At 41.3% G+C, this 22,431-nt stretch carries 22 protein-coding genes and 2 other annotated features; all 22 genes read left to right on the top strand.

Annotated features, from left to right (window positions below):
* The first annotated feature begins 4 nt into the window (after positions 1–4).
* Positions 5–490 (top strand): 2-C-methyl-D-erythritol 2,4-cyclodiphosphate synthase, encoded by a 486-nt coding sequence (gene ispF, locus N782_RS11540; RefSeq protein WP_036819887.1) that lies wholly within the window; start codon positions 5–7, stop codon positions 488–490.
* A 103-nt stretch (positions 491–593) separates the two neighbouring features.
* Complete coding sequence (gene gltX, locus N782_RS11535) at positions 594–2,063, top strand: glutamate--tRNA ligase (protein ID WP_036819884.1); 1,470 nt, start codon at positions 594–596, stop codon at positions 2,061–2,063.
* A gap of 44 nt (positions 2,064–2,107) precedes the next feature.
* Positions 2,108–2,340, top strand: a binding site (T-box leader).
* Between the two features lie 86 nt (positions 2,341–2,426).
* Complete coding sequence (cysE, locus tag N782_RS11530) at positions 2,427–3,092, top strand: serine O-acetyltransferase (protein WP_152600764.1); 666 nt, start codon at positions 2,427–2,429, stop codon at positions 3,090–3,092.
* Positions 3,082–4,482 (top strand): cysteine--tRNA ligase, encoded by a 1,401-nt coding sequence (cysS, locus tag N782_RS11525; RefSeq protein WP_036819882.1) that lies wholly within the window; start codon positions 3,082–3,084, stop codon positions 4,480–4,482. Before cysE ends, cysS begins: the two co-directional genes overlap by 11 nt.
* Before the next feature lie 2 nt (positions 4,483–4,484).
* A complete protein-coding gene (locus N782_RS11520; protein WP_036819879.1) occupies positions 4,485–4,892 on the top strand; it encodes a Mini-ribonuclease 3 in 408 nt (135 codons plus the stop codon).
* Positions 4,892–5,635, top strand: coding sequence for a 23S rRNA (guanosine(2251)-2'-O)-methyltransferase RlmB (rlmB, locus tag N782_RS11515; protein ID WP_036819876.1), 744 nt, complete (start codon positions 4,892–4,894; stop codon positions 5,633–5,635). Before N782_RS11520 ends, rlmB begins: the two co-directional genes overlap by 1 nt.
* A gap of 3 nt (positions 5,636–5,638) precedes the next feature.
* The gene (locus tag N782_RS11510; RefSeq protein WP_036819873.1) at positions 5,639–6,148 is read left to right on the top strand and encodes an NYN domain-containing protein; all 510 of its coding nucleotides are present in this window, start codon (positions 5,639–5,641) and stop codon (positions 6,146–6,148) included.
* A gap of 83 nt (positions 6,149–6,231) precedes the next feature.
* A complete protein-coding gene (gene sigH, locus N782_RS11505) occupies positions 6,232–6,882 on the top strand; it encodes an RNA polymerase sporulation sigma factor SigH (protein WP_036819870.1) in 651 nt (216 codons plus the stop codon).
* A 74-nt stretch (positions 6,883–6,956) separates the two neighbouring features.
* Positions 6,957–7,106 (top strand): 50S ribosomal protein L33, encoded by a 150-nt coding sequence (gene rpmG, locus N782_RS21050; protein ID WP_084103068.1) that lies wholly within the window; start codon positions 6,957–6,959, stop codon positions 7,104–7,106.
* A gap of 42 nt (positions 7,107–7,148) precedes the next feature.
* Positions 7,149–7,322: a preprotein translocase subunit SecE gene (gene secE / locus N782_RS11500; protein ID WP_036819868.1), complete on the top strand. Its 174-nt coding sequence runs from the start codon at positions 7,149–7,151 to the stop codon at positions 7,320–7,322.
* A 121-nt stretch (positions 7,323–7,443) separates the two neighbouring features.
* Positions 7,444–7,980, top strand: a complete 537-nt coding sequence (gene nusG / locus N782_RS11495; RefSeq protein WP_036819866.1) for a transcription termination/antitermination protein NusG — start codon at positions 7,444–7,446, stop codon at positions 7,978–7,980.
* 141 nt (positions 7,981–8,121) lie between these two features.
* Positions 8,122–8,547, top strand: a complete 426-nt coding sequence (gene rplK / locus N782_RS11490; RefSeq protein ID WP_036819862.1) for a 50S ribosomal protein L11 — start codon at positions 8,122–8,124, stop codon at positions 8,545–8,547.
* Between the two features lie 113 nt (positions 8,548–8,660).
* Positions 8,661–9,359 carry a 50S ribosomal protein L1 gene (gene rplA / locus N782_RS11485; protein ID WP_036819858.1) on the top strand — a complete coding sequence of 233 codons (699 nt, stop codon included), beginning with the start codon at positions 8,661–8,663 and terminating at the stop codon, positions 9,357–9,359.
* A gap of 48 nt (positions 9,360–9,407) precedes the next feature.
* Positions 9,408–9,563, top strand: a sequence feature (ribosomal protein L10 leader region).
* 71 nt (positions 9,564–9,634) lie between these two features.
* Positions 9,635–10,135, top strand: coding sequence for a 50S ribosomal protein L10 (gene rplJ / locus N782_RS11480; RefSeq protein WP_036819855.1), 501 nt, complete (start codon positions 9,635–9,637; stop codon positions 10,133–10,135).
* A 52-nt stretch (positions 10,136–10,187) separates the two neighbouring features.
* A complete protein-coding gene (gene rplL, locus N782_RS11475) occupies positions 10,188–10,550 on the top strand; it encodes a 50S ribosomal protein L7/L12 (RefSeq protein ID WP_036819851.1) in 363 nt (120 codons plus the stop codon).
* Between the two features lie 86 nt (positions 10,551–10,636).
* The gene (locus N782_RS11470) at positions 10,637–11,257 is read left to right on the top strand and encodes a class I SAM-dependent methyltransferase (protein ID WP_036819848.1); all 621 of its coding nucleotides are present in this window, start codon (positions 10,637–10,639) and stop codon (positions 11,255–11,257) included.
* A gap of 319 nt (positions 11,258–11,576) precedes the next feature.
* Positions 11,577–15,128 carry a DNA-directed RNA polymerase subunit beta gene (gene rpoB / locus N782_RS11465; RefSeq protein ID WP_036819846.1) on the top strand — a complete coding sequence of 1,184 codons (3,552 nt, stop codon included), beginning with the start codon at positions 11,577–11,579 and terminating at the stop codon, positions 15,126–15,128.
* Positions 15,129–15,193: 65 nt separating this feature from the next.
* Positions 15,194–18,811, top strand: coding sequence for a DNA-directed RNA polymerase subunit beta' (rpoC, locus tag N782_RS11460; protein WP_036819844.1), 3,618 nt, complete (start codon positions 15,194–15,196; stop codon positions 18,809–18,811).
* Between the two features lie 140 nt (positions 18,812–18,951).
* On the top strand, positions 18,952–19,203 hold the full coding sequence (locus tag N782_RS11455; protein WP_036819841.1) for a 50S ribosomal protein L7ae-like protein: 252 nt from the start codon (positions 18,952–18,954) through the stop codon (positions 19,201–19,203).
* Positions 19,204–19,312: 109 nt separating this feature from the next.
* Positions 19,313–19,726: a 30S ribosomal protein S12 gene (gene rpsL, locus N782_RS11450; protein ID WP_036819838.1), complete on the top strand. Its 414-nt coding sequence runs from the start codon at positions 19,313–19,315 to the stop codon at positions 19,724–19,726.
* A gap of 60 nt (positions 19,727–19,786) precedes the next feature.
* Positions 19,787–20,257, top strand: coding sequence for a 30S ribosomal protein S7 (rpsG, locus tag N782_RS11445; protein ID WP_036819835.1), 471 nt, complete (start codon positions 19,787–19,789; stop codon positions 20,255–20,257).
* 45 nt (positions 20,258–20,302) lie between these two features.
* Complete coding sequence (fusA, locus tag N782_RS11440; protein WP_036819832.1) at positions 20,303–22,381, top strand: elongation factor G; 2,079 nt, start codon at positions 20,303–20,305, stop codon at positions 22,379–22,381.
* The last annotated feature ends 50 nt before the right edge of the window (positions 22,382–22,431 follow it).

Here is a 22,431-nt window from a genome sequence, read left to right as displayed (position 1 = left end):
TGGCATGTTTAGAGTTGGACAAGGTTTTGATGTACATCAACTTGCTGAAGGTAGACCTTGCATTGTGGGTGGGGTGACCATTCCGTATGAGAAAGGTTTACTTGGTCACTCAGATGCAGATGTGTTGCTTCATACGGTAGCAGATGCGTGTTTAGGAGCTATTGGGGAAGGGGACATTGGTAAACACTTTCCTGATACAGACCCGGAATTCAAAGATGCGGACTCTCGCCAATTGTTACACCATGTGTGGAAATTAGTCGAAAATAGAGGATATTCCCTGGGAAATGTCGATTGTACCGTTATTGCCCAAGCACCGAAAATGGCACCTTATATTGAAGAAATGCGATCAAATATTGCAGGTATATTAGGAACAGATCCTTCACAAGTTAACGTGAAGGCAACAACGACTGAAAAATTAGGTTTCACAGGACGTAAAGAAGGCATTGCAGCACAAGCGGTTGTTTTACTTCAGCAAACGGAATCGCTATAATATGTAGAGGAATTGAACAAGTAGTAACGCATACATCCCGTTAGCATGATAAAATAAAGCTATACATAATCACGGATGTTCCAATATAGGAAGGAGAAAAAATATGACTAACGAAGTTCGCGTACGTTATGCCCCAAGCCCGACTGGACATTTACACATAGGGAATGCTCGTACAGCTCTATTCAATTATCTATATGCTCGACACCTAGGAGGTACGTTTATTATTCGTATTGAAGATACGGATGAAAAACGTAACGTAGCTGGAGGCGAGCAAAGCCAAATGGAATTCCTAAAATGGTTAGGAATCGATTGGGATGAGAGTGTGGATGTTGGTGGAGAGTACGGTCCATACCGCCAAATGGAACGCCTTGATATCTACCAAAAATATATCGATGAGCTACTTGAAAAAGGTTTGGCATACAAATGCTACATGACAGAAGAGGAACTAGATGAAGAGCGCGAAGCGCAGCGCGCGCGTGGTGAAGTTCCAATGTATTCTGGCGCTCATCGTGACCTATCAGAAGAGCAGCAGAAACAGATGGAAGAGGAAGGTCGCCAGCCTAGTATCCGCATACGTGTACCTGAAGGACAAACGTACACATTTAACGATATTGTTCGTGGCGATATCACATTCCAATCTAGTGACTTTGGAGATTGGGTAATCCAAAAGAAAAACGGTACCCCAACGTATAACTTTGCTGTGGCTATTGATGATTACTTGATGAAGATCACACACGTATTGCGTGGTGAGGAGCATATCTCCAATACACCTAAGCAAATGATGGTATATGATGCATTTGGGTGGGAAGCACCAAGCTTTGGTCATATGGCGCTTATATTAAATGAGCAACGTAAGAAACTAAGTAAACGTGATGAGCATATCCTTCAGTTTATCGGCCAGTACAAAAAACTAGGTTATTTACCAGAAGCATTATTCAACTTTATTACGCTACTAGGTTGGTCGCCAGTAGGGGAAGAGGAAATTTTCACTCGAACTCAATTGATTGATATCTTTGACCCAGAACGCTTAGCTTCTTCTCCGGCTGTTTTTGATCCGCAGAAGCTGAAATGGATCAATAACCAGTATGTGAAGTCTGCAGACCTTGAACGTGTAGTCGAGCTAGCGCTACCTCATTTAATCGAGGCAGGGCGTCTACCTGAAAACATGTCAGAAGATCAACGTACATGGGCAACTGAGTTAATTGCACTCTATCAGGAGCAGATGAACTATGCTGCTGAAATAGTCGAGCTAACTGAATTATTCTTTAAGCAAGAAATTGAATATGATGAAGAAGCAATGGAAGTATTGCGAGGCGAACAAGTCCCAGAAGTACTTGAAACGTTAAGTACAAAACTTGATGAACTAGAAGTGTTTGAGCCTGCAGCTATAAAAGCTGCAGTTAAAGCGGTACAGAAAGAAACGGGCCATAAAGGTAAGAAACTATTCATGCCTGTCCGTGTCGCTACAACAGGTCAAACGCACGGTCCAGAACTGCCTAACGCAATTTACTTGCTCGGTAAAGAGACGGTACAGGTTCGTTTAACCAGCGCTGTTCAACAATTAAAAGCATAGAAATTCACATTTTACGTAAAGTGTAATATATTAGAATTATCCTATATGGAACGTTGAAGAGGAGAAGTAAATAGTGGTTTCCATACACAGAGAGAATCGCCATCGGCTGCAAGTGATTCTTTGGATCCCTTTTGAAATGCACCTCTGAGTCTTTTGTTGAAATAAGTACACAAAAGCGGCTTTCTCCCGTTATTGAGAATGAAGTTGGAGATTCGTAAGGATTCTACAGTCCATATGAATCTCAAACAGAGTGGAACCGCGCGAATGCGTCTCTGTGTTTACAAAACACAGAGACGCATTTTTTATTTAGAGGGAAGCGCTCTTAGTTTTCCCAATAAGAAATCACAAGTAGGAGGTACAGGTATGGGTGGATTGTTTAAAATGTTTAAAGAAGATGTCGATGTCGTATTTGATCAAGACCCCGCAGCACGAAGCCGTGTTGAAGTAATACTGACATATGCTGGACTTCATGCGATTTGGTCGCATCGGATAGCCCATGCTTGTTATAAGAGAAAGTTTTTCTTTCTTGCCCGAGTTATATCCCAAATTAGTCGTTTCTTTACAGGTATTGAAATACATCCTGGTGCAAAAATCGGCAGACGTTTCTTTATAGATCATGGTATGGGAGTCGTGATAGGAGAAACGTGTGATATTGGTGATAATGTAACCATCTTCCAAGGTGTAACACTTGGCGGTACAGGTAAAGAAAAAGGAAAAAGACACCCAACTTTAAAGGATTACTCCCTTGTCGCAACAGGAGCAAAGGTGCTTGGCTCCATTACGATTGGAGAGAACTCCAAGGTAGGAGCTGGTTCTGTTGTGTTACATGATGTCCCAGATCACTCAACGGTAGTGGGTATCCCTGGTCAGGTTGTTGTGCAAAATGGAAAGAAAGTTCGTAAAGACTTAGACCACCATAAAATGCCGGATCCGGTCGCAGATCAGTTTACTAAAATGGAAAAAGAATTAGACGAATTAAAAGCAGAGATACAGGAGCTCAAACAAGGAGTGAAGAGAGATGACAATTAAAATCTATAACACCCTAACAAGGCAAAAAGAAACCTTCGAACCGATTGAAGAAGGAAAAGTAAGGATGTATGTTTGCGGTCCTACTGTATATAACTATATTCACATTGGAAATGCTCGACCAGCTATTGTTTTCGATACAGTCCGTCGTTATTTTGAATATAAAGAGTATGATGTACACTATGTATTGAATTTCACAGACGTAGACGACAAGTTGATAAAAGCTGCTAATGAATTAGGAACTGATGTACCTGAGGTAGCGGAACGGTTTATTGCTGCTTATAAAGAAGACGTTGGTGCCTTTGGTGTCAAAGAAGCGGTTGATCATCCACGAGTTACAGAAAATATGGATGAAATCATTGAATTTATCCAAACGTTAATAAACAAAGGGCATGCCTATGAATCAGGTGGAGATGTCTATTTCCGTACACGTTCCTTTGATACGTATGGAAAGCTTTCTCAACAATCCATAGATGAACTGCGTACAGGCGCTAGAATCGAAGTTGGGGAGAAAAAAGAAGACCCGCTTGATTTCACATTGTGGAAAGATGCCAAAGATGGCGAGATTACGTGGGAGAGTCCTTGGGGAGAAGGGCGTCCAGGTTGGCACATTGAGTGCTCGGCTATGGCAAAGAAATATCTAGGTGACACTATTGATATTCATGCTGGTGGACAGGATTTAACTTTCCCTCACCACGAAAATGAAATTGCCCAATCGGAGTGCCTGAATGAGCAAACATTTGCGAACTATTGGATGCATAATGGGTATATTAAGATAGAAAATGAGAAAATGTCTAAGTCGCTCGGAAACTTCGTGTTGGCCCACGATATTATCAAAATTCATGACCCACAGGTTATTCGATTCTTTATGTTAAGTGTTCATTACCGTCATCCAATTAATTTTAGTGAAGAACTATTAGAAGGTGCTAAAAACAGCTTAGACCGTATTAAAAATGCGTATCAGAACTTAGAGCATCGTAAACAAGCAGCAACAAACATGGAACAATCAAAGACGGAATGGCTCGAAAAACTTGAGGGGTACAAGGCGCAGTTTGTGGCAGAAATGGATGATGATTTTAACACAGCAAATGCTATATCAGTATTATTTGATATAACGAAAGATGCAAACGTCTATTTACAGTCGGATCACACTTCTGTAGATGTCATTGAAGCGTTCCAATCCGGATTAGTAGATTTATCTGGCATTTTAGGTGTACAGATCGCAGAACAAGAAGAACTTCTAGACGAAGAGATAGAAGATTTAATCCAACAGCGTATTGATGCTAGACAAAATCGAGACTTTCAAACTGCAGATCGAATCCGTGATGAATTAAAAGAGCGTAACATCATACTAGAAGACACACCACAAGGTACACGCTGGAAACGAGGATAAGCATGAATCAACATGAGGTAGACGTTAAAGAAATGAAAAGCTTAACCCTCGCTTATATGGGGGATGTTGTTTATGAACAGTATGTGCGTGAGCATCTTATTCGCGGAGGGAAGGTGAAACCGCAGCAACTGCATCAAGCTGCGGTTCGCTTTGTTTCGGGAAAGTCTCAGGCAAGTGTATTGCATCATTGGCATAACGAGCAGTTATTAACGGAACAAGAGGAAAGTGTTGCTCGTAGAGGTAGAAATGCAAAGTCTGGGACAATTCCTAAGAATCTTGATGTTCAGACGTATCGCTATAGTACAGCGTTTGAAGCGTTACTTGGTTATCTCTATTTTTCAGAACAAAGAGATAGGCTAGACGAATTGATAAAAGTAGCCATCCAATATGTAGAAGAAAGGGGATCGTAATGAAGGATGAATGGATATTAGGAAAAAACGCTGTCTTAGAATCACTAAAATCAGGACGAGCTATTAATAAAATTATGGTATCGGAGCAAATGCAGCAACAAGCAAGTCAACAAATCCATAAACAAGCAAAAGAACATGGAATTCAAGTGCAAAAAGTTCCTAAGAAGAAGCTGGACCAACTTGTAGAGGGCAATCATCAAGGAGTTATCGCTTCAGTAGCTGCTTACACGTACAGCGAATTAGAAGATATTTTTCAAAAAGCGAAAAATAGGAATGAAGCTCCATTCATGTTGATTCTAGATGAAATAGAAGATCCACATAATTTAGGATCCATCTTGAGGACGGCGGATGCTGCCGGTGTTCATGGCGTGATTATTCCTAAACGCCGTTCTGTAGGCTTAACAGGAACAGTGGCGAAAACTTCTACAGGTGCAATTGAATACATCCCTGTTGTTCGTGTTACCAATATCGCCCGTACGATTGAAGAGTTGAAAGAAGAACATGTATGGGTAGTAGGAACAGATGCAAAAGGTGATGAAGATTTTCGACAATTACAAGGTGATATGCCGATTGCACTAGTCATTGGTAGTGAAGGGAAAGGGATAAGCCGTTTAGTTAAAGAGAAATGTGATTGGACGGTTCAATTACCGATGGTTGGCCATGTTACGTCATTAAATGCTTCCGTAGCCGCTAGTTTATTAATGTATGAAGTTCATCGAAAACGTCACCCAATTGGGGAGTAGACAATGGTCGTTTTAATCGTCGATGGATACAATATTATTGGAGCATGGCCAGAGCTCCAAACCTTAAGGGACAAGGATTTGGGGTCTGCCAGGGACCTCCTTATTGAGAAGATGGCAGAATATCAAGCATACTCCGGTGATCAGGTCATCGTTGTATTCGACGCTCATTATGTTCGTGGCATTGAGAAGAAAGTCAAAAATCATAAAATTGAAGTCGTCTACACAAGAGAAAATGAGACAGCAGATGAACGAATCGAAAAGCTATCTAAAGAGAGGAAGAATGTTCGTAACCAAGTGTATGTAGCCACCTCAGATTACACTGAGCAGCGGACAATTTTTGCGCAAGGAGCTTTAAGGAAATCGGCGCGAGAACTTCACATCGAAATGAAAAACATTGAAAAAGAAATTGAAAAAGAAGTTGAATCACAAAACCAAGTAAACTATAAGCCTAAGATTCCGATAAAAAAAGAAGTCCTGGATGTATTTGAAAAGTGGCGTCGAGGTGAAAAGTAGGTAAGGGCGCTGTTGACGCTTTTGAAGCGGTTACTGTATAATATTTCTATATCCATGGCAGTACGGTCGGGGGGAATCCTTAAGTGAGCACCGGGCAAATAAGCACTGACAGCAATGATTTAGACCTTTTATCGGATGAGGAAGTTGTAGAATTTGTTCATAAAGGTGATAGTCGAGCACTAGAACATTTAATTAACAAATACAAAAATTTCGTACGTGCCAAAGCTAGGACGTATTTTCTTATTGGAGCAGATCGTGAAGATATTGTTCAAGAAGGAATGATAGGCCTTTATAAGGCAATTCGCGATTATCAAGAGGACAAGTTATCTTCATTTAAAGCCTTCGCAGAACTATGTGTAACTCGCCAAATTATCACTGCTATTAAAACAGCCACTAGACAGAAGCATATTCCACTTAACTCGTATGTCTCTTTAGACAAACCTATCTATGATGAAGAATCAGATCGGACACTTCTTGATGTGATTGCAGGAGCAAAAGCATTGGACCCAGAAGAATTATTAATTAACCGTGAACGTTTAGGGGACATGGAAGTGAAAATGTCTGAATTATTAAGCGGATTAGAACAAGAAGTCCTTACATTATATTTAGATGGACAATCTTACCAGGAAATTTCTTTGGAGTTAAATCGGCATGTGAAATCAATCGATAATGCTCTTCAACGAGTGAAACGAAAGCTAGAACGCTATTTAGAAATCAGTGAAATCACATTGTAGTACGAGCGTTGACACGGTTATAAGAGCATGGTACATTATTGGAAGTGACTAACCCTAGTAAGGGGCGGAGTACGTTGAGTAATAAAGTCGTTTTAGCATGTGTTGAATGCATGAACCGAAATTATACTACTGAGAAAAATCCTAAGTTGAACAACGATCGACTCGAAGTACGAAAATTTTGCAAGAATTGCGGTAAGCATACTCTACATCGGGAGACTAAATAAACGTGCAAGCAAGCTATTAGGTGAAAGTTTGGGGGTACTACCATGATAAAGTTCTTTAAGAACGTATCAAGAGAAATGCAAAAGGTTAGTTGGCCAAAAGGTCGTGAATTGTCTAAATATACAGTAACAGTAATTACTACCGTTGCGTTTGTTGCTGTCTATTTTGCGGTTGTAGATCTTGGTATTTCTCAGATTCTTGAATTATTTTTCGAATAAAGCACTTATGATTATGTTATAATGTTACTAATACTTTCACTTCAAAAACCCGTTCTACGGGTTTTTTCATGTTGTAAAAAATGAACAAGGGAGGGAAGGGCAAACCGTTTGTCCTGACGCTATGGAAAAAAGATGGTATGTCGTACACACTTATTCGGGCTATGAGAATAAAGTGAAGAAGAACTTAGATAAACGCGTTGAATCAATGGGGATGGAGGATAAGATCTTTCGTGTCCTAGTACCCGAAGATGAAGAAACAGAGATCAAAAACGGGAAGCGCAAGACACTGAAGAAAAAGACCTTCCCAGGCTATGTGCTAGCTGAAATGGTAATGACAGATGATTCTTGGTATGTCGTCCGTAATACTCCAGGCGTTACAGGATTCGTTGGATCTACAGGGTCTGGTTCAAAGCCAATTCCTCTCTTAGATGAAGAGATTGAAGCAGTTCTTAAGCGCATGGGAATGGACGAGCCGGTTCATGACATTGACTTTGAAATCAAAGAAAGTGTTCGTGTAACGGAAGGTCCGTTTGCGGACTTTACAGGAACAATCGAGCATATTGACTTAGACAAGCAAAAGGTTAAAGTACACGTGAATATGTTCGGTCGTGAGACACCTGTTGAGCTTGATTTTTCCCAAATTGAAAAATTATCGTAGTCTTCCCCTTGCATTCTATTTCTAAAGATGCTAGAATTTTTATGTTCTTTATGCCTCAGACAAGAGGATTTATGTTTATAAAGAAGAGTGGGAGGGGCAAAGCCCCTGTAACCACATCACGGACTTAAGGAGGTGTGTCTCGTGGCTAAAAAAGTTATTAAAGTTGTAAAACTTCAAATTCCTGCAGGTAAAGCTAACCCGGCTCCGCCAGTTGGACCAGCACTAGGTCAAGCAGGTGTGAACATCATGGGATTCTGTAAGGAATTCAACGCGCGTACAGCAGATCAAGCTGGTATGATTATTCCGGTTGAAATCACGGTATTTGAAGACCGTTCATTTACATTTGTTACAAAAACTCCACCTGCAGCTGTTCTTCTTAAAGATGCGGCTGGAATCAAATCTGGATCAGGTGAACCGAACCGTAATAAAGTTGCGACAATTAAGAGCGACAAAGTTCGCGAAATTGCCGAAACGAAAATGCCTGACCTAAACGCTGCTGACGTAGATGCAGCTGTGCGTATGGTAGAAGGTACAGCGCGCAGTATGGGACTTGTTATCGAAGACTAATCCCACAGCGGCCCTGATATGTAGGAAAAGGTTGCGAGGATGGAGTTTTAACCATTTCGCAACCTTTATTCGTGGGAGGTAAAACCGTTATAACCACAAAGGAGGAAAAGAAAATGGCAAAAAGAAGTAAAAGATATCAAGAGCTTTTGAAACTTGTAGATAAAACAAAAAGCTACAATGTTACAGAAGCTGTTGACCTTGTTAAACAAACATCAAAGGCTGGCTTTGACGAAACAGTTGAAGCAGCATTCCGTTTAGGCGTAGACCCTAAAAAAGCAGACCAACAAATCCGTGGAGCTACTGTTCTACCACACGGTACTGGTAAATCTCAGCGCGTCCTTGTTTTCGCTAAAGGCGATAAAGCAAAAGAAGCTGAAGCTGCTGGTGCAGACTATGTAGGTGAACAAGATCTAATCAACAAAATCAACCAAGGTTGGTTTGAGTTTGATGTAGTTGTAGCTACACCTGACATGATGGCGGAAGTTGGTAAGCTTGGTCGCGTACTAGGACCAAAAGGCTTAATGCCAAACCCTAAAACAGGTACAGTTACGTTTGAAGTAGAAAAAGCAGTTAACGAAATCAAAGCAGGTAAAGTTGAATACCGCGTTGATAAAGCAGGAAACATTCATGTTCCAATTGGAAAAGTTTCCTTTGAGGATAGCAAATTAGCTGAGAACTTCACAGCGATTACTGAAACGCTAATGAAGATCAAGCCTCAAGCTGCAAAAGGAACTTACATGCGTAATGCTTCCATCGCATCTACGATGGGGCCTGGTGTACGTGTTGATGTTTCTGGATTCAAATCTAACTAATTTTTCGTTGACATTCTAAAAAGCTTTGGTTATAATAGCTTTTGTTGAATAAATAAATACGTTATACCGTAGACAGTAGGTGCGAGACAGTCGCTTAAATTACCTACCGAGGTGTGTAGATAATATTTTGAGATAGTTGTTCGCTCATAACTATCTCGGACTTATGTGCCTCCATGTCTACATGGGGGCATTTTTAATGGCAAAATTTCGCACGCGTCTTTTTATGAACAACGGCACCCTACAGGTATGATGAAAACTCAATAGGAGGTGGAACGATGAGCAAAATTATTGAGCATAAGAAGCAGATTGTCTCTGATATTGCAGAGAAGCTTCAAAATAGCAAATCAACAGTACTTGTTGATTATCGCGGTCTAGATGTTGATACAGTAACTAATCTTCGTCAACAACTTCGCGAAGCAGGCGTAGACTTCAAAGTTTACAAAAACACAATGACTCGTCGTGCTACCGCAGAAGCTGAACTTACAGATCTTGATGAAGTTCTTGTAGGCCCAACAGCTCTTGCGTTTAGTGCAGACGACGCTGTAGCTCCTGCTAAAATCATTAATAGTTTCGCTAAAGAAAATGACGCTCTTGAAATTAAAGGCGGCGTTGTTGAAGGAAGCGTAGCTACTGTAGATCAGCTAAAAGAACTTGCAGAACTACCAGACCAAGATGGTCTTGTATCCATGCTTCTATCTGTACTACAAGCGCCAATGCGCAACTTCGCACTTGCTACAAAAGCAGTTGCGGATCAAAAAGAAGAACAAGGCGCTTAATCGCCTAACGTCATACAGTCATATAGTATAAAAAATTTAAGGAGGACTAATCATGACTAAAGAACAAATTATTGAGTCAATTAAAGAAATGAACGTTCTTGAACTTAACGATCTAGTAAAAGCAATCGAAGAAGAATTTGGTGTAACTGCTGCTGCACCTGTAGCTGCTGGAGGCGGCGCTGCTGCTGAAGCTGAAGAAGAGCAAACTGAATTCGACGTAGTACTTGAAGATCCAGGTGCTTCTAAGATCAAAGTTGTTAAAGCAGTTCGCGAAATCACTGGCCTAGGCCTAAAAGATGCTAAAGACGTTGTAGACAACGCTCCTAAAGCAATCAAAGAAGGCGTATCTAAAGAAGAAGCTGAAGAAATGAAAACTAAGCTAGAAGAAACTGGCGCTAAGATCGAACTTAAGTAAGGAAAGCAAAAAAGCTCGCTGACTATCGGCGAGCTTTGCTTTTGCCTTTTACGTAATCAAGATGATTGCTTGGGTAGGTGATAGGGATGGCTGAACATTATTATTCAAAAAATCCCGGATCGAAAAGTGCTCAAAAGCATTGGACATTTCATTTAAGAGGAAGAAAGCTAAGCTTTAGCACAGATCAAGGGGTATTTTCTAAAGATGAAGTTGATTTTGGTTCAAGGACTCTTATTGAATCCTTTGAAGAACCTAGTATTCAAGGAGAATTTCTTGATCTGGGTTGTGGATATGGCCCAATCGGTCTTTCCCTCGCTCTGGATTATCCAGAACGTAAAGTTGTAATGGCAGATGTGAATGATAGAGCCTTAGAATTAGCTAAGAAAAATGCTGAACAAAACAATGCTACGAATGTAGAAGTTTTGGAAAGTGATCAATTTCAGGCGTTTGAAGGAAGGAAGTTCGCGTCTATTTTAACGAACCCGCCGATTAGGGCTGGAAAAGAAGTAGTACATTCCATGCTTAAACAAAGTTTTGAAGCTCTATTACCTCATGGAGAGCTATGGGTTGTCATTCAAAAAAAGCAGGGAGCACCATCTGCTCAATCCCTATTGGAAGAAATGTTCGATGAAGTAGAAATCGTTAAACGTAGTAAAGGCTATTATATATTCAAAGCTAAAAAGATTGACTCGGATTTACAGGTATGATAGTATTGAAAAATGCCAATAAGTAAGTCTTTTTGTCAAGATGTTTTTTTCTGTTTTTGAGTATAATTCTCTTGACATAGGTCAAGACTTGTAAAATCGAATGAATAGAATAAGAAATGTGGTTTTGTATGAAACCCTTTTTTCTTTTGTCTAACGTTAGAGAAAATGAAAAAACATCTATTACATTTGTCTCTAGACGAATGTGTATATATAGTACTGGCACAGAAGATGAATAAAGATCTGTGTTAGTTAGTTCGGCATGTAGTTTTGCCGAACGATTTTTTCTTTATTAAAATGCTTGATTTGAGGGGTGAATCAGTTGACAGGTCAACTAGTTCAGTATGGACGACACCGCCAACGAAGAAGTTATGCGCGCATCAGCGAAGTACTTGAATTGCCAAACTTAATTGAAATTCAAACCGCTTCTTATGATTGGTTCTTAGAAGAAGGTTTGAAGGAGATGTTCCAAGACATTTCTCCAATTGAAGATTTCACAGGGAATCTATCACTAGAGTTTGTCGATTACACTTTAGGTGAACCAAAATATCCAGTGGATGAATCAAAAGAGCGAGATGTCACTTATTCAGCTCCTCTTCGTGTGAAAGTTCGCTTGCTTAATAAAGAAACTGGCGAAGTAAAAGAGCAAGAAGTGTTCATGGGCGATTTCCCACTTATGACGGATGTAGGTACATTTGTTATTAACGGAGCAGAGCGTATCATCGTTTCGCAGCTTGTACGTTCCCCAAGTGTTTATTTCAGCCCGAAAGTAGATAAAAATGGTAAGAAAGGTTATACGGCAACTGTTATTCCAAACCGTGGTGCATGGTTGGAATTTGAAACAGACGCAAAAGATGTAGCCCACGTACGTATTGATCGTACTCGTAAATTACCGATCACTGTACTACTAAGAGCTCTAGGATTCGGTACAGATCAAGAGATCATTGACCTTATTGGTGAAAATGAGTTCTTGAAGAATACACTAGAGAAAGACAACACAGAAAACAGTGAAAAAGCCTTGCTAGAAATTTATGAGCGCCTTCGCCCAGGTGAACCACCAACAGTGGAAAACGCGAAGAGTTTATTAATCTCACGTTTCTTTGATCCAAAGCGTTATGATTTAGCGCATGTAGGACGTTATAAGATTAATAAGAAGCTTCATATTAAAAACCGTTTGTTCAACCAAGTGTTAGCAGAAACATTGGTAGATCCTGAAACAGGTGAAGTATTAGCGAATGAAGGCGATAAGCTAGATCGTCGTCTATTAGATAAAATCATACCTTATCTAGAAGGTAATGAAGAAGATAATCTTGGTGATAGTGTCATTGAGCCTAATGAAGGAGTGCTAGACGAATCAGTTCGAATTCAATCCATTAAGATTGTTGATCCAACTGATCCAGAGGGGGAAAAATCACTTAACGTGATTGGAAACGCTCAAATCGATCATAGCACGAAAAACATTACACAATCTGATATTATTGCTGCTGTAAGTTATTTCTTTAACCTATTACACAATGTGGGCGGAACAGATGACATCGACCACTTAGGTAACCGTCGTCTCCGTTCAGTAGGTGAGTTGCTACAGAATCAATTCCGTATCGGCTTATCCCGTATGGAGCGTGTAGTACGTGAGCGTATGTCTATTCAAGACACGGCATCTATTACACCGCAGCAACTAATCAACATTCGTCCAGTAATAGCATCTATAAAAGAGTTCTTTGGTAGTTCACAGTTATCACAGTTCATGGATCAGACAAACCCACTAGCTGAATTGACGCACAAGCGTCGTTTATCAGCATTAGGACCAGGAGGTCTAACTCGTGAACGTGCAGGTTTCGAAGTTCGTGACGTACACTATTCCCACTATGGTCGTATGTGTCCAATCGAAACGCCAGAGGGACCAAACATCGGTCTTATTAACTCCTTATCTTCCTATGCGAAGGTAAATAAATTCGGATTTATCGAAACGCCTTATCGTCGCGTTGATCCAGAGACTAATAAAGTTACAGCACAGATTGATTATCTTACAGCTGATGAAGAAGATAATTACGTTGTTGCTCAGGCGAACGCGAAGCTTGATGAAGATGGATCCTTTACGGATGAAGAAGTTATTGCTCGTTTCCGTGGTGAAAACACTGCAGTAAAACGTGAACGTCTTGACTATATGGACGTTTCTCCTAAGCAGGTTGTTTCTGCGGCAACAGCATGTATTCCGTTCCTTGAAAATGATGACTCCAACCGTTCCCTAATGGGTGCGAACATGCAGCGTCAGGCAGTACCATTAATGGAACCTGAATCTCCAATTGTAGGTACTGGCATGGAATATGTATCTGGTAAAGACTCAGGTGCTGCAGTCTTGGCTAAACATGAAGGTATTGTTGAACGTGTTGATGCTAAAGAAGTACAGATTCGTCGTATTTCAATGGTAGATGGTAAAGAGGTTCAAGGTGACCTTGATCGCTATCGTTTCCAGAAATTCATCCGTTCCAACCAAGGTACCTGTTACAACCAGAAGCCAATTGTAAGCGCTGGTGACCGTGTAGAAAAAGGTGAAATCCTTGCTGACGGTCCATCCATGGAAAAAGGTGAATTAGCATTAGGTAAGAACCCTCTTGTTGCATTCATGACTTGGGATGGTTATAACTATGAGGATGCTATCATCATGAGCGAACGTCTTGTGAAAGATGATGTGTACACTTCTATTCACATTGAAGAGTACGAATCAGAAGCTCGTGATACAAAGCTAGGACCTGAAGAGATCACAAGAGACATTCCAAACGTTGGAGAAGATGCTCTTCGTGACTTAGATGATCGCGGTATTATCCGTGTCGGTGCCGAAGTAAGCGATGGTGACCTATTAGTTGGTAAGGTAACGCCAAAAGGTGTAACAGAACTATCTGCAGAAGAACGTTTGTTACATGCGATCTTTGGTGAAAAAGCACGTGAAGTACGTGACACATCCTTACGCGTACCACACGGAGCTGGTGGTATTGTCCTAGATGTGAAGATTTTCAACCGTGAAGACGGTGACGAGTTACCTCCTGGAGTTAACCAACTTGTACGTGTTTATATCGTGCAAAAGCGTAAGATTTCAGAAGGGGACAAAATGGCTGGTCGTCACGGAAACAAGGGTGTTATATCCCGTATTCTTCCTGAAGAAGACATGCCATACTTGCCAGATGGAACACCAGTTGATGTCATGTTAAACCCACTAGGTGTACCTTCTCGTATGAACATTGGTCAGGTACTAGAGCTTCACTTAGGTATGGCTGCTCGTGAGTTAGGTATCCACGTAGCAACTCCAGTATTTGATGGTGCTCGTGAAGAAGACGTTTGGGAAACATTACAAGAAGCTGGTATGGCTCGTGATGCGAAGACGATTCTTTATGATGGTCGAACAGGCGAACCATTTGATAACCGTGTTTCCGTTGGTGTAATGTATATGATCAAACTAGCGCACATGGTAGACGACAAGCTACACGCCCGTTCTACTGGTCCTTACTCCTTAGTTACGCAACAACCATTGGGCGGTAAAGCTCAGTTTGGTGGTCAGCGTTTCGGTGAGATGGAGGTATGGGCACTAGAAGCATATGGTGCAGCATACACATTACAAGAAATTCTAACGGTTAAGTCGGATGACGTCGTTGGCCGTGTGAAAACGTATGAATCCATCGTAAAAGGATCCAATGTACCTGAACCAGGTATTCCAGAATCTTTCAAAGTATTGATCAAAGAATTACAAAGTCTTGGTATGGATGTGAAGATGTTATCTGCTGATGAAACAGAGATTGATATCCAGGATATTGAAGAAGAGGAATCACAATCAGCAGAAAAGCTGAACTTAGATGGAGATCCAAAGGAAGAAATTGAATAAAAGCTTGAGACGTTGTATTTCTAAGCTTAGGGTAAAACCTGGATACTATAAGGGAGGTAGGCCCCTTGCTAGATGTAAATAATTTTGAATATATGAAAATAGGTTTAGCTTCACCAGAAAAGATTCGTTCTTGGTCTTTCGGTGAGGTTAAGAAGCCAGAAACAATTAACTATCGTACGCTAAAACCTGAAAAAGATGGACTGTTTTGTGAACGTATCTTTGGTCCTACAAAAGATTGGGAATGTCACTGCGGTAAATACAAACGAGTACGTTACAAAGGGATTGTTTGTGACCGTTGTGGAGTTGAAGTTACCAAAGCAAAAGTACGTCGTGAGCGTATGGGGCACTTAGAGCTAGCTGCCCCTGTCTCTCACATCTGGTACTTCAAAGGTATCCCAAGTCGTATGGGACTCGTACTTGATATGTCTCCACGTGCCTTAGAAGAAGTTATTTACTTCGCGGCTTATGTGGTTACAGACCCAGGTGATACAGCACTTGAGAAGAAGCAATTACTTTCTGAAAAAGAGTACCGCACATACCGTGAAAAATACGGTAAGTCATTCCAAGCAATGATGGGCGCGGAATCTATTCGTAGATTGCTACAAGACATTGATCTTGATAAAGAGGTAGAAACACTTAAAGAAGAACTTAAAACTGCTCAAGGTCAGCGACGTACTCGTGCTATTAAGCGTTTAGAAGTACTAGAGGCCTTCCGTGGATCTGGTAATGATCCTTCATGGATGATTCTAGATGTTCTTCCAGTTATACCTCCAGAGCTACGTCCAATGGTTCAATTGGATGGTGGTCGTTTTGCGACTTCCGACTTAAACGATTTATATCGTCGTGTTATTAACCGTAATAACCGTCTTAAGCGTCTGTTAGATCTTGGAGCTCCTACAATTATCGTTCAGAACGAAAAGCGTATGCTTCAAGAGTCAGTTGACGCCCTAATCGATAATGGTCGTCGTGGACGCCCAGTTACTGGACCAGGAAACCGTCCGTTAAAATCACTATCTCATATGCTTAAAGGTAAACAAGGTCGTTTCCGTCAGAACCTTCTAGGTAAACGTGTTGACTACTCAGGTCGTTCCGTTATCGTAGTTGGACCTAGTCTGAAGATGTACCAAGTTGGTCTTCCAAAAGAAATGGCACTTGAGCTATTCAAGCCATTTGTTATGAGAGAACTAGTTGATCGAGGACTTGCACACAACATTAAATCTGCGAAGCGTAAAATCGAGCGTATCCACCCAGAAGTTTGGGATGTGCTAGAAGAGGTAATCAAAGAGCACCCAGTGCTTCTTAACCGTGCACCGACGCTTCACCGCTTAGGTATTCAGGCGTTCGAACCTACACTAGTTGAAGGTCGAGCAATCCGTCTTCACCCACTAGTTTGTACGGCGTACAACGCAGACTTTGACGGTGACCAAATGGCTGTTCACGTACCATTATCTGCAGAAGCGCAAGCTGAAGCTCGTATTTTAATGCTAGCAGCTCAAAACATCCTAAACCCTAAGGATGGTAAGCCGGTTGTTACTCCTTCCCAGGACATGGTATTAGGTAACTATTACCTTACTCTTGAACGTGAAGGTGCTATTGGTGAAGGTAAAGTATTTAAGGATACACACGAAGCTCTAATTGCTTACCAGAATGGATATGTTCACCTACACACTCGTGTAGCTGTGCAAGCTTCATCCTTGGATAATGGGACATTCACTGAGGAACAAAACAATCAGTTACTAATTACGACTGTTGGTAAACTAATCTTTAACGAGATTCTGCCAGAGTCATTCCCTTATATTAACGAACCAACGCAATCAAATCTTGAAGAGCGAACACCTGAACATTACTTCATCCCTAAGGGAACAAATGTAATAGAAAACATTCAGGCTCGTGAGCTTGTAGAGCCATTCAAGAAGAAGATTCTTGGTAACGTAATCGCAGAAGTATTCAAACGCTTTAAGATTAGTGAAACATCCAGAATGCTTGACCGCATGAAGGATCTTGGTTTCGCTTATTCCACTAAAGCAGGTATTACAGTTGGTGTCTCTGACATCGTTGTACTTCCAGAAAAACAAGAAATTCTAGATGAAGCTCAAGGTAAAGTTGATAGAGTAATGAAACAATTCCGTCGTGGACTTATTACGGATGATGAGCGTTACGATCGTGTTATCGCAATTTGGTCAGCAGCCAAAGATGACATTCAAGAACGCCTGATGAAATCCTTAGACCCAACGAACCCTATCTTTATGATGAGTGATTCTGGTGCACGTGGTAACGCATCTAACTTTACACAGTTAGCTGGTATGCGTGGTCTTATGGCCAACCCGGCTGGTAAGATTATTGAGTTACCGATCAAGTCCAGTTTCCGTGAAGGCTTAACGGTACTTGAATACTTTATCTCCACTCACGGTGCACGTAAGGGTCTTGCCGATACGGCACTTAAGACCGCCGACTCAGGTTATCTGACTCGTCGACTTGTAGACGTGGCTCAGGACGTAATTGTTCGTGAAGATGATTGTGGTACAGACCGCGGTTTAGAAGTCATGGATTTACGTGAAGGTACTGAAATGATCGAACCAATTGTGGATCGTCTCGTTGGACGTACTGCATTCCAAACAATTAAACATCCAGAAACAGGCGAAGTATTAGCGAAACCTAATGAAGTAATTTCTGAAGATGCTGCTAAATATATCTCTGACTCTGGTGTTAAGAGTGCAGTTATCCGTTCTGTGTTCACGTGTAACACACACCATGGTGTATGTAAGAAGTGTTATGGTCGTAACCTTGCTACAGGTTCCGAAGTTGAAGTTGGAGAAGCAGTTGGAATCATCGCAGCACAATCAATCGGTGAACCAGGTACACAGCTTACAATGCGTACCTTCCACACAGGTGGTGTTGCAGGAGATGACATCACGCAAGGTCTTCCTCGTATCCAAGAGCTATTCGAAGCTCGTAACCCTAAAGGGCAAGCTGTAATCAGTGAGATTCACGGTACAGTTGAGGAAGTTAATGAAGTAAAAGATAAACTAGAGATTTCCATTCAAGGTGAAGTTGAAAAGCGTAGCTACACAGCTTCCTATGGTGCTCGTATGAAAGTCGCTGTTGGTGACTCTGTCATCGCAGGTGAACCATTAACAGAAGGTTCAATTGATCCTAAAGATCTATTGAAGATTCAAGGCTTAGAAGGCGTTGAAACGTACTTGCTAAAAGAGGTACAAAAAGTATATCGTATGCAAGGTGTTGAAATCGGCGACAAGCACGTTGAAGTTATGGTTCGTCAGATGCTTCGTAAAATCCGAGTACATGATGCTGGTGATACAGATGTACTACCTGGTTCATTACTTGAGATTCACCAATTCAAAGAAGCAAATGAAAATGCATTGCTAACTGGCAAGCAACCGGCATTTGGTCGTCCAGTACTTCTTGGCATTACTAAGGCATCTCTTGAAACAGATTCCTTCTTATCAGCAGCTTCCTTCCAAGAAACAACACGAGTTCTTACAGATGCTGCAATTAAAGGAAAACGTGACGAGTTACTAGGTCTTAAAGAGAATGTTATCATTGGTAAACTTGTGCCAGCTGGTACGGGAATGCCTAGATATCGCAGTGTTCAACCTGCATCAGATGAACTAACAGAAGATATGATCAAGGCAGAAGAGCCAGAAGAGATTACCCAATCCTAAATCATTAAGTTGATGTTGCAAGTGATAATAACGGAAGTATCTTGAAAAAATCATTTAAACTACGTTGACATTACTGTAGGTGAGTGATACTATATTCAAGGTGCTTCCATTTATCCTTGTTACTTTGGAGGATATTTTATATGTCTTATGAAAAAGTAGCACAGGCTAAGCCGAATATAGTAATTGGAACTAAACAAACCATGAAAGCAATGAAACATGGTGAAGTTCAAGAAGTTATCATTGCTGAAGATGCTGACCAGCAAGTAACTACTAGAGTGCTGCGTCTTGCTAAGGAGTTAACAACTCCTGTCACACAAGTAGATTCTATGAATAAATTAGGAAATGCTTGTGGGATTGATGTTGGAGCAGCTGTAGTGGCGATAAAGCAATGAAGTTTTGGCGGTATGATTCTGTCATTCGCGAAAGCTTTGTTTTTTGCCTATTTATGAACCACCTGGATGTGTGGTTTTACTCAATTAGATTTGAAGGGAGGAAAATAGAATGCCTACTATTAACCAATTAGTACGCAAAGGGCGTGTTTCAAAGACGAAAAAGTCTGACTCTCCAGCCCTAAACAAAGGTTACAACAGCTTTAAAAAGCGTTATACTGATCTTTCATCACCTCAAAAGCGTGGTGTTTGTACACGTGTTGGGACACTAACACCAAAGAAACCGAACTCTGCACTTCGTAAATATGCACGTGTTCGTTTAACAAACAGCATCGAGGTTACTGCGTATATCCCTGGTATTGGCCACAACCTACAAGAGCACAGTGTTGTTCTTATCCGTGGCGGTCGTGTTAAGGACTTACCAGGTGTGCGTTATCACGTTGTTCGTGGTGCACTTGATACAGCAGGTGTTGAAGGCCGTAAGCAAGGTCGTTCCAAGTACGGAACTAAGAAGCCTAAAAAGTAATGCATGCTCTCATGCATCTTAGATAAAAAATAGTAACTACTCTTGAAAGGAGGGGGACATATGCCACGTAAAGGACCAGTACCAAAGCGTGATGTCTTACCGGACCCAATGTACAACTCAAAGCTTGTAACTCGCCTGATCAACCAAATCATGGTGGACGGACGACGCGGTAAAGCGCAAAAAATTCTTTACAAAGCTTTCGATCTTGTACAAGAACGTAGCGGAAATGACGCTATGGAAACTTTTGAACAAGCACTTAAAAACGTAATGCCAGTACTTGAGGTTAGAGCACGTCGTGTAGGTGGATCTAACTATCAGGTACCAGTTGAAGTACGCCCTGAGCGTCGTCAAGCACTAGGACTACGTTGGTTAGTGAATTATTCTCGTCTTCGCGGTGAGAAAACGATGGAAGAGCGTTTAGCTAATGAAATTCTAGACGCTGCGAACAACACTGGCGCTTCTGTTAAGAAACGTGAAGATGTTCATAAAATGGCTGAAGCAAACAAAGCATTTGCTCACTATCGCTGGTAATAGCGAAACCAACACTATACCACCCAATAGGAAGGAGAAGAATTCATGCCAAGAGAGTTCTCCTTGGAGAAGACACGTAACATTGGTATCATGGCGCACATTGATGCGGGTAAAACAACTGCTACCGAGCGTATTCTTTTCTACACAGGACGCATTCACAAGCTAGGAGAAACACACGAAGGTGCTTCTCAAATGGACTGGATGTCACAGGAACAAGAACGCGGAATTACAATCACTTCAGCTGCAACAACAGCTCAGTGGAAGGATCATCGTATTAACATTATCGATACTCCTGGACACGTAGACTTCACGGTTGAGGTTGAACGTTCCCTTCGTGTGCTTGATGGTTCAGTGGCAGTACTTGACGCACAGTCAGGTGTAGAACCACAAACTGAAACAGTATGGCGTCAGGCTACTACTTACGGTGTTCCACGTATTGTTTTCGTTAACAAGATGGACAAAGTAGGAGCTGACTTCCTATATTCCGTAGGTACACTACAAGATCGTCTAGGTGCTAATGCGCACCCAATCCAACTACCAATTGGTGCAGAGGACAATTTTGAAGGTGTTATTGACCTTATCGGAATGCAAGCTTACTACTACCTTGATGATTTAGGTACACGTGCTGAAGCTCGTGAAATTCCTGACAGTCACAAGGAAATCGCTGATGAATATCGCGGTAAATTAGTTGAAGGTGTTGCAGAATCAGATGAAGATATGATGATGAAGTACCTTGAAGGAGAAGAAATCTCTAACGATGAGCTTATGAAAGCTATTCGTAAAGCAACATTGAGCGTTGACTTCTATCCGGTACTTTGTGGCTCTGCCTTCAAGAACAAAGGTGTACAGCTACTAATTGATGCAGTTATCGATTATCTACCATCACCTCTTGACGTACCTCCAATCGAAGGTTTCGTTCCACGTACAGAAGAAGAAGTTGTTCGTCGTCCAGACGACAAAGAACCCTTCTCTGCACTGGCCTTTAAGGTTATGACGGACCCTTACGTTGGTAAACTAACATTCTTCCGTGTGTATTCTGGTGTACTAAGCTCGGGATCATACGTAAGAAACTCGACAAAGGATAAGCGTGAGCGTGTAGGTCGTATTCTGCAAATGCACGCAAACTCCCGTCAAGAAATCTCTGACGTATATGCAGGAGATATTGCAGCTGGTGTTGGTTTGAAAGATACTGCAACAGGTGACACACTTTGTGATGAAAAGAATCTTGTTATTCTTGAATCCATGGACTTCCCTGATCCAGTTATCTCAGTTGCCATTGAGCCGAAGTCTAAAGCAGACCAAGACAAGATGGCAGTTGCTCTAACTAAATTAGCTGAAGAAGACCCTACTTTCAAAACAGAAACGAACGTTGAAACAGGCCAAACGATTATCTCTGGTATGGGTGAACTTCACCTTGACGTTATCGTTGACCGTCTGAAGGTTGAGTTCAAGGTAGAAGCGAACATTGGTAATCCACAAGTTGCTTACCGTGAAACATTCCGTGGCTCAGCTGATGTTGAAGGTAAATTCGTACGTCAGTCTGGTGGTCGTGGTCAGTACGGTCACGTTTGGGTTACATTTGAACCAAACGAAGAAGGCGCTGGTTTTGAATTCAACAACAAAATCGTTGGTGGTGTAATTCCTCGTGAATACATCGCATCTGTTCAACAAGGTATTTCAGAAGCTATGGAAAATGGTGTTGTTGCTGGTTATCCATTAATCGATATTAAAGCAACTCTATTCGATGGTTCTTACCACGATGTTGACTCCAATGAAATGGCATATAAAGTCGCAGCTTCCATGGCTCTTAAAGAAGCGAAGAACAAGTGTAAACCAGTTCTTCTTGAGCCAATGATGAAAGTTGAGATCGTTATTCCAGAAGAGTACATGGGTGACATCATGGGTGACGTAACTTCCCGTCGTGGACGTGTAGAAGGTATGGATACTCGTGGTTCTGCTCAGCTTGTAAAAGCATTCGTACCACTTTCTGAAATGTTTGGTTATGCAACAAGTCTACGTTCTAACACGCAAGGTCGTGGAACGTACACAATGCACTTCTCTCATTATGAAGAAGTACCAAAGAGCATTTCTGAAGAAATAGTTAAGAAAAATTCTGGTCAATAATTGATTTTTTGACTAACTTCAAGTATAACTTGTATTGTAAGTATAGAATC

It is taken from the genome of Pontibacillus yanchengensis Y32, assembly GCF_000770635.1.
Lineage (GTDB): Bacteria > Bacillota > Bacilli > Bacillales > BH030062 > Pontibacillus > Pontibacillus yanchengensis.
The sequence above is the reverse complement of the archived record's forward strand: the minus strand, read 5'-3'. Positions and strand labels throughout refer to the sequence as shown.